4 protein-coding genes are annotated in these 5,509 nt (G+C 68.8%); all 4 read left to right on the plus strand.

All coding sequences use genetic code 11. The features are described from left to right. Positions 1 to 353 precede the first annotated feature (353 nt). Positions 354 to 1,427: a tRNA dihydrouridine synthase DusB gene (dusB, locus tag HUK84_RS09425; protein WP_176640066.1), complete on the plus strand. Its 1,074-nt coding sequence runs from the start codon at positions 354 to 356 to the stop codon at positions 1,425 to 1,427. 8 nt (positions 1,428 to 1,435) lie between these two features. Continuing rightward, positions 1,436 to 2,587, plus strand: a complete 1,152-nt coding sequence (locus tag HUK84_RS09430; protein ID WP_176640067.1) for a two-component system sensor histidine kinase NtrB — start codon at positions 1,436 to 1,438, stop codon at positions 2,585 to 2,587. Positions 2,588 to 2,674: 87 nt separating this feature from the next. Beyond that, complete coding sequence (gene ntrC, locus HUK84_RS09435; RefSeq protein WP_176640068.1) at positions 2,675 to 4,123, plus strand: nitrogen regulation protein NR(I); 1,449 nt, start codon at positions 2,675 to 2,677, stop codon at positions 4,121 to 4,123. A gap of 53 nt (positions 4,124 to 4,176) precedes the next feature. Beyond that, the coding region (locus HUK84_RS09440; RefSeq protein ID WP_176640069.1) for a sensor histidine kinase NtrY-like at positions 4,177 to 5,509 on the plus strand (1,333 nt) is incomplete at its 3' end.

A 5,509-nucleotide genomic window follows, 5' to 3' on the forward strand; every position in this document is an offset into this window, starting at 1 on the left:
CGCCGCGTGGCGGATGACCGGCCGGCCGGCCAGCGTCAGATACTGCTTGGCGACCGGGGATGCCGCGGTGGCGCTGAAACGGCGGCCGGCGCCGGCGGCGAGAAGGATGGCTGCAACACGCATGGCGGAGCAATGGGGCGCCAGGTTTCCGCCGTCAAGCGCAACCGAGGCCGCATGGGCGAATTTCGGAAACGGGATGCGCGCGGGATGCTGCCATCGCGATTGCGTGACGCGGAGAGTTTATATACTGTGCTCAAATCCTAAGCATCTATGCTGCATTTTTTATCCATTCGGGATGCCGCGCGATGTGCCGGGTTTGGAATCTGACAGCCCAAGCGGGGATCATGCCGTCCATGTCGTCCGAATTGCTACGCCCCATCGATCTGGGTGGGGGGGTGGTGTTGCGCACCCCGGTCATCCTTGCGCCGATGTCGGGCGTGACGGACCTGCCGTTCCGCCGGCTGGCGCGGCGGCTGGGGGCCGGGCTGGTCGTGTCCGAGATGATCGCGTCCTGGGCGATGGTGCGCGAAAACGACGCCACGCTGCGCATGGCCGAGGTCGCGGACGAGGAGGGGCCCAACGCCGTCCAGCTTGCGGGGTGCGAGCCCGAGGCGATGGCGCAGGCGGCGCGGATCGCGGTCGATCGCGGCGCGGACATGATCGACATCAATTTCGGCTGCCCGGTCAAGAAGGTCGCGGTGGGGCAGCAGGCGGGATCGGCCCTGATGCGCGACGAGGTCCTGGCCGGCCGGCTGCTGGAGGCGGTGGTGCGCGCGGTCGACGTGCCGGTGACGCTGAAGATGCGCATGGGCTGGGACCATGCCAGCCTGAACGCCCCGGTGCTGGCGCGGATCGCCGAGCGGACCGGCATCCGCATGGTCACGGTGCATGGGCGCACGCGGCAGCAATTCTATACCGGCACCGCGGACTGGGCCTTCGTCCGGCGGGTGAAGGACGCGGTTTCGCTGCCGGTGATCGTCAATGGCGACATCCTGACGGTGGGGGACGCGCGCACCGCGCTGGCGCAGTCGGGGGCGGACGGGGTGATGATCGGGCGGGGATGCTATGGCCGGCCGTGGTTCCCGGCCCAGGTGGCCCGGGCGCTGGGCACGGGCGAGGCGGTCGCCGATCCCGACCTGGCGACCGAGAAGGCGATCGTCCTGGAACATTACCATATGATGCTGTCGCATTTCGGGGCGCATCCGGGGCTGCGCCTGGCGCGCAAGCATGTGTCGTGGTACTCGGCCGGCCTGCCGGATTCGGCGCATTTCCGGGCCGCGATCAACCGGGTGGACCAGGCCGACGTCGCGATCGGGATGATTGCCGATTTCTATGACCGACACATCGCGGCGGGTTCGCGCCGCGAACGATTCGGCGCGGCGGGCGGCCGGAGCATTGCCGACCAGGGCACCGCCGAGGCGGCGTGAGGACGACGATGTCCGTCCATGGCGCCGCGGAAACCGTGCTTGCGCCGCCCGACGGAGGGGCGCTGCTGGATGCGATGCCGATGCCGGTCATGCTGGTGGGTGCCGATAATCGCGTCCGTCACGTCAACAGCGCGGCCGAGCCGTTCTTCGGTGCGTCCAGCCCGCATCTGGTGCAGATGGGGCTGGCCGATCTGCTGGCCGCCGACCATCCGATCTTCCTGCTGGTCGAGCAGGTGCGGCGCGACGGGGTCACCATCGCCGAGCATGAGCTGACGCTGGACGGCCCGCGCCTGCATCGTACCGGCATTACCGTCCAGGGCACGCTGGTTGCCGAGGAGCCGGGCAGCGTGCTGCTGACCTTCCACGATTCCTCGGCGGCGCGGGCGCTGGACCGGCAACTGACCTTTCGGTCCGCTGCGCGCAGCGTGTCGGGCATGGCCGCCATCCTGGCGCACGAGGTCAAGAACCCGCTTTCGGGGATCCGGGGCGCGGCCCAGCTTCTGGAAAGCTCGGTGAGCGAGGGCGATCGGGAACTGGCGGTGCTGATCCGCGACGAGGCCGACCGGATCCGCGATCTGGTCGAGCGGATGGAGATGTTCAGCGACAAGCCGCTGGAACGCCGCCCGGTGAACATCCATCGCGTGCTGGAACGGGTGCGGATGCTGGCCGAGCAGGGTTTCGCCAGCGGCGTGCGCATCGTCGAGGAGTATGATCCGTCGCTGCCGCCGGTCTGGGGCAATCGCGACCAACTGGTGCAGGTGCTGCTGAACCTGGTCAAGAACGCGGCCGAGGCCATCATGTCGGGCAACCAGGGCTCTGGTAACCCAGGCTCTGGCAACCAAGGCTTGGGCGGCGAGATCATCCTGGGTACCGCCTATCGCCACGGCGTGCGCCTGGCGGTGCCGGGCATGGAGCAGCGGGTCGAGCTGCCGCTGGTCGTTTCGGTGCGCGACAGCGGCCCGGGCATTCCCGAAAGCATCCGCCCGCATCTGTTCGAGCCGTTCCTGACCACCAAGGCCGGCGGCAGCGGGCTGGGGCTGGCACTGGCGGGCAAGATCATCGACGATCATGGCGGCGTGATCGAGATTGACAGCCGCCCCGGACGGACCGAGGTGCTGCTGCACCTGCCCGTGGTGGCCGAGGGAAAGGACGCGCCCTGATCGCCAAACATGTGCCCGTCAAATCCGCGTCCCGTATCCGCGCATCCTTTGCCGCCGTGATTTTCGTTCCGAGAGATTGAACCCCGCATGCCCTTGCCGACCGTTCTTGTCGCCGACGACGATCGTTCCATCCGCACCGTGCTGAGCCAGGCGCTGGGGCGGGCGGGCTACCAGGTCCGTACCACGGCCAATGCCGCCACCTTGTGGCAGTGGGTCGAGGAAGGCGAGGGCGACCTGGTCATCACCGACGTGGTGATGCCCGACGAAAACGGCCTGGACCTGATCCCGCGCATCAAGCGCGCGCGGCCGGACCTGCGCGTGGTGGTCATGAGCGCGCAATCCACCCTGATCACCGCCGTGAAGGCGGCCCAGCGGGGGGCGTTCGAATATCTGCCCAAGCCTTTCGACCTGAAGGAATTGCTGTCGGTGGTGGAGCGTGCCCTGGCCTCGCCGGCCAGCGCGCTGCCCGAGCCCGCGCCCGCCGATGCCGACGAGCGCATGCCGCTGATCGGCCGTTCGATGGCGATGCAGGACATCTATCGCATCATCGCCCGGCTGACGACGTCGGACCTGACGGTGATGATCAACGGCGAGAGCGGCACGGGCAAGGAACTGGTGGCGCGGGCGCTGCATGATTACGGGCGCCGGCGGGGCGGGCCGTTCGTGGCGGTCAACATGGCGGCCATTCCGCGCGAACTGATCGAAAGCGAGCTGTTCGGCCATGAGCGGGGTGCCTTTACCGGCGCCACCAACCGCACGCCCGGAAGGTTCGAGCAGGCCGCCGGCGGCACCCTGTTCCTGGACGAGATCGGCGACATGCCGCCCGAGGCCCAGACCCGGCTGCTGCGCGTGCTGCAGGAGGGCGAGTTCACCACCGTGGGCGGTCGCCAGCCGATCCGCGCGAATGTGCGCATCGTCGCCGCCACCCACCGCGACCTGCGCCAGGCGATCCGCGCCGGCACGTTTCGCGAGGACCTGTATTACCGGCTGAACGTGGTGCCGATCCGCCTGCCGCCGCTGCGCGAGCGGGCCGAGGACATCCCGCTGCTGGCGCGGCATTTCCTGGATCGCAGCCGCGAGGACGGGCTGCCGGTCAAGATGCTGGCCGAGGGCGCGGTCGAACGGCTGCAGGCCGGCCGCTGGCCGGGCAATGTGCGCGAGCTGGAAAACCTGATGCGCCGGCTGGCCGCGCTGTATCCCCAGGAGACGATCACCGCCGAGCTGATCGATTCCGAACTGGCCGAGACGTCGGGCGACCTGCCGGGCGAGGCGCCGCAGGCGGCGTCGCAGGAGCCTCTGGCCGATGCGGTGGCGCGCCATATCCGCCATTTCCTGTCGTCGGGGCAGGACGGCATGCCGCTGCACGACATCTATGACCGGGTGATCGCCGAGGTCGAACGGCCGCTGATCCAGATGACGCTGGCCGCCACGCGCGGCAACCAGATCAAGGCCGCCGCCATGCTGGGGCTGAACCGCAACACGCTGCGCAAGAAGATCCGGGACCTGGAAATTCCAGTCGTCCGGGGCGTAAGCTGACACCCGTGCCGGCGGCGCCGCGTGCCGAGCGTCCGTCGCGCCGGACGGGTGTGATGCGCGGGCTGTTTTCCGTGCTGGCGCGGCGCAATGTCGCGATCACCCTGGTCGCGCTGGCGCTGTGCTTCGGCGTCGCGACCTTCGTGGTGCTGTCGGGCGGCATGTCCCTGACGCATTATCCGCGCGTCCAGGCACTGATCTTCATCCTGAATTTTCTGGTCCTGCTGCTGCTGGCGCTGGCGCTGGCCGAGCGGGTCGGGCGGGTCCTGGCCGAACGGCGCAGCGGCCTGGCGGGGGCGCGGCTGCATGTCCGGCTGGTGACCCTGTTCGGCATCGTCGCGGCGGCGCCCACCATCCTGGTCGGCACCTTCGCCGCCGTGTTCTTCCATTACGGCATCCAGATCTGGTTCAGCGACCGGGTGAATACGGCGCTGAGCGAGGCGCTGGAGGCGTCGCACGGCTATCTGCAGGAACATAACGCCAATATCCGCACCGAGGCATTCTCGCTGGCCAACTACCTGGCCAGCGCGGCCAACGGCCTGGAAGGGTCGGGGTCGGACCTGATGCACGACCCCGAGGCGCTGGACCAGATCCTGGATTCCCAGGCGACGCTGCGCGGCCTGAACGAGGCGGTGATCTATGACCCGCTGACCAACACGGTGGTGGCCTCGGGCGGGCTGATGAGCCATCCGGGCGACATGCAGGCCCTGCCGCCGCCTTCGGCCACGCTGATGGCCCGCACCAACGAGATCGCGATCCTCGATTCGCCCGACGAGAAGACGGTGCGCGCGGTGATCTCGCTGGGCGACACGCCGCCGCTGATGCTGGTGATCACCCGTCCGGTCGATCCGGTCATTTTGGACCATATGCACCGGACCGAGCGCGTGGTGGCCGATTATCAGCGGCTGAACCGCAACCGGTCCAAGATCCAGTTCACCTTCGTGATGATCTTCGCGCTGGTCGGGCTGCTGGTGCTGTCGGCGGCGGTGCTGGTCGGGCTGGTGCTGGCCAACCAGATCGTCCGCCCGCTGGGGCTGCTGATCCTGGCGTCGGAGCGGATCAGCGACGGCGACCTGAAGGTGCGCGTGCCCGAGGGGCGGCGCGACGACGAACTGTCCAGCCTGTCGCGCGCCTTCAACCGCATGACCGACCAGCTTGCCAGCCAGCGTTCGGAACTGATGATCGCCAACAGCCAGATCAACGAGCGCCGCCGCTTTACCGAGGCGGTGCTGTCGGGCGTGTCGGCCGGGGTGATCGGGCTGGACGCGCAGCAGGTCATCGAACTGCCGAACCGTGCGGCCGGCATGCTGCTGCACCAGGACCTGGAGGCGGCGGTCGGGCGGCGGCTGGTCGAGGTGGTGCCGGAATTCGCCCCGATGCTGGACGAGG

Origin of the sequence: Nguyenibacter vanlangensis, from assembly GCF_013376155.1 — a bacterium.
Lineage (GTDB): Bacteria > Pseudomonadota > Alphaproteobacteria > Acetobacterales > Acetobacteraceae > Gluconacetobacter > Gluconacetobacter vanlangensis.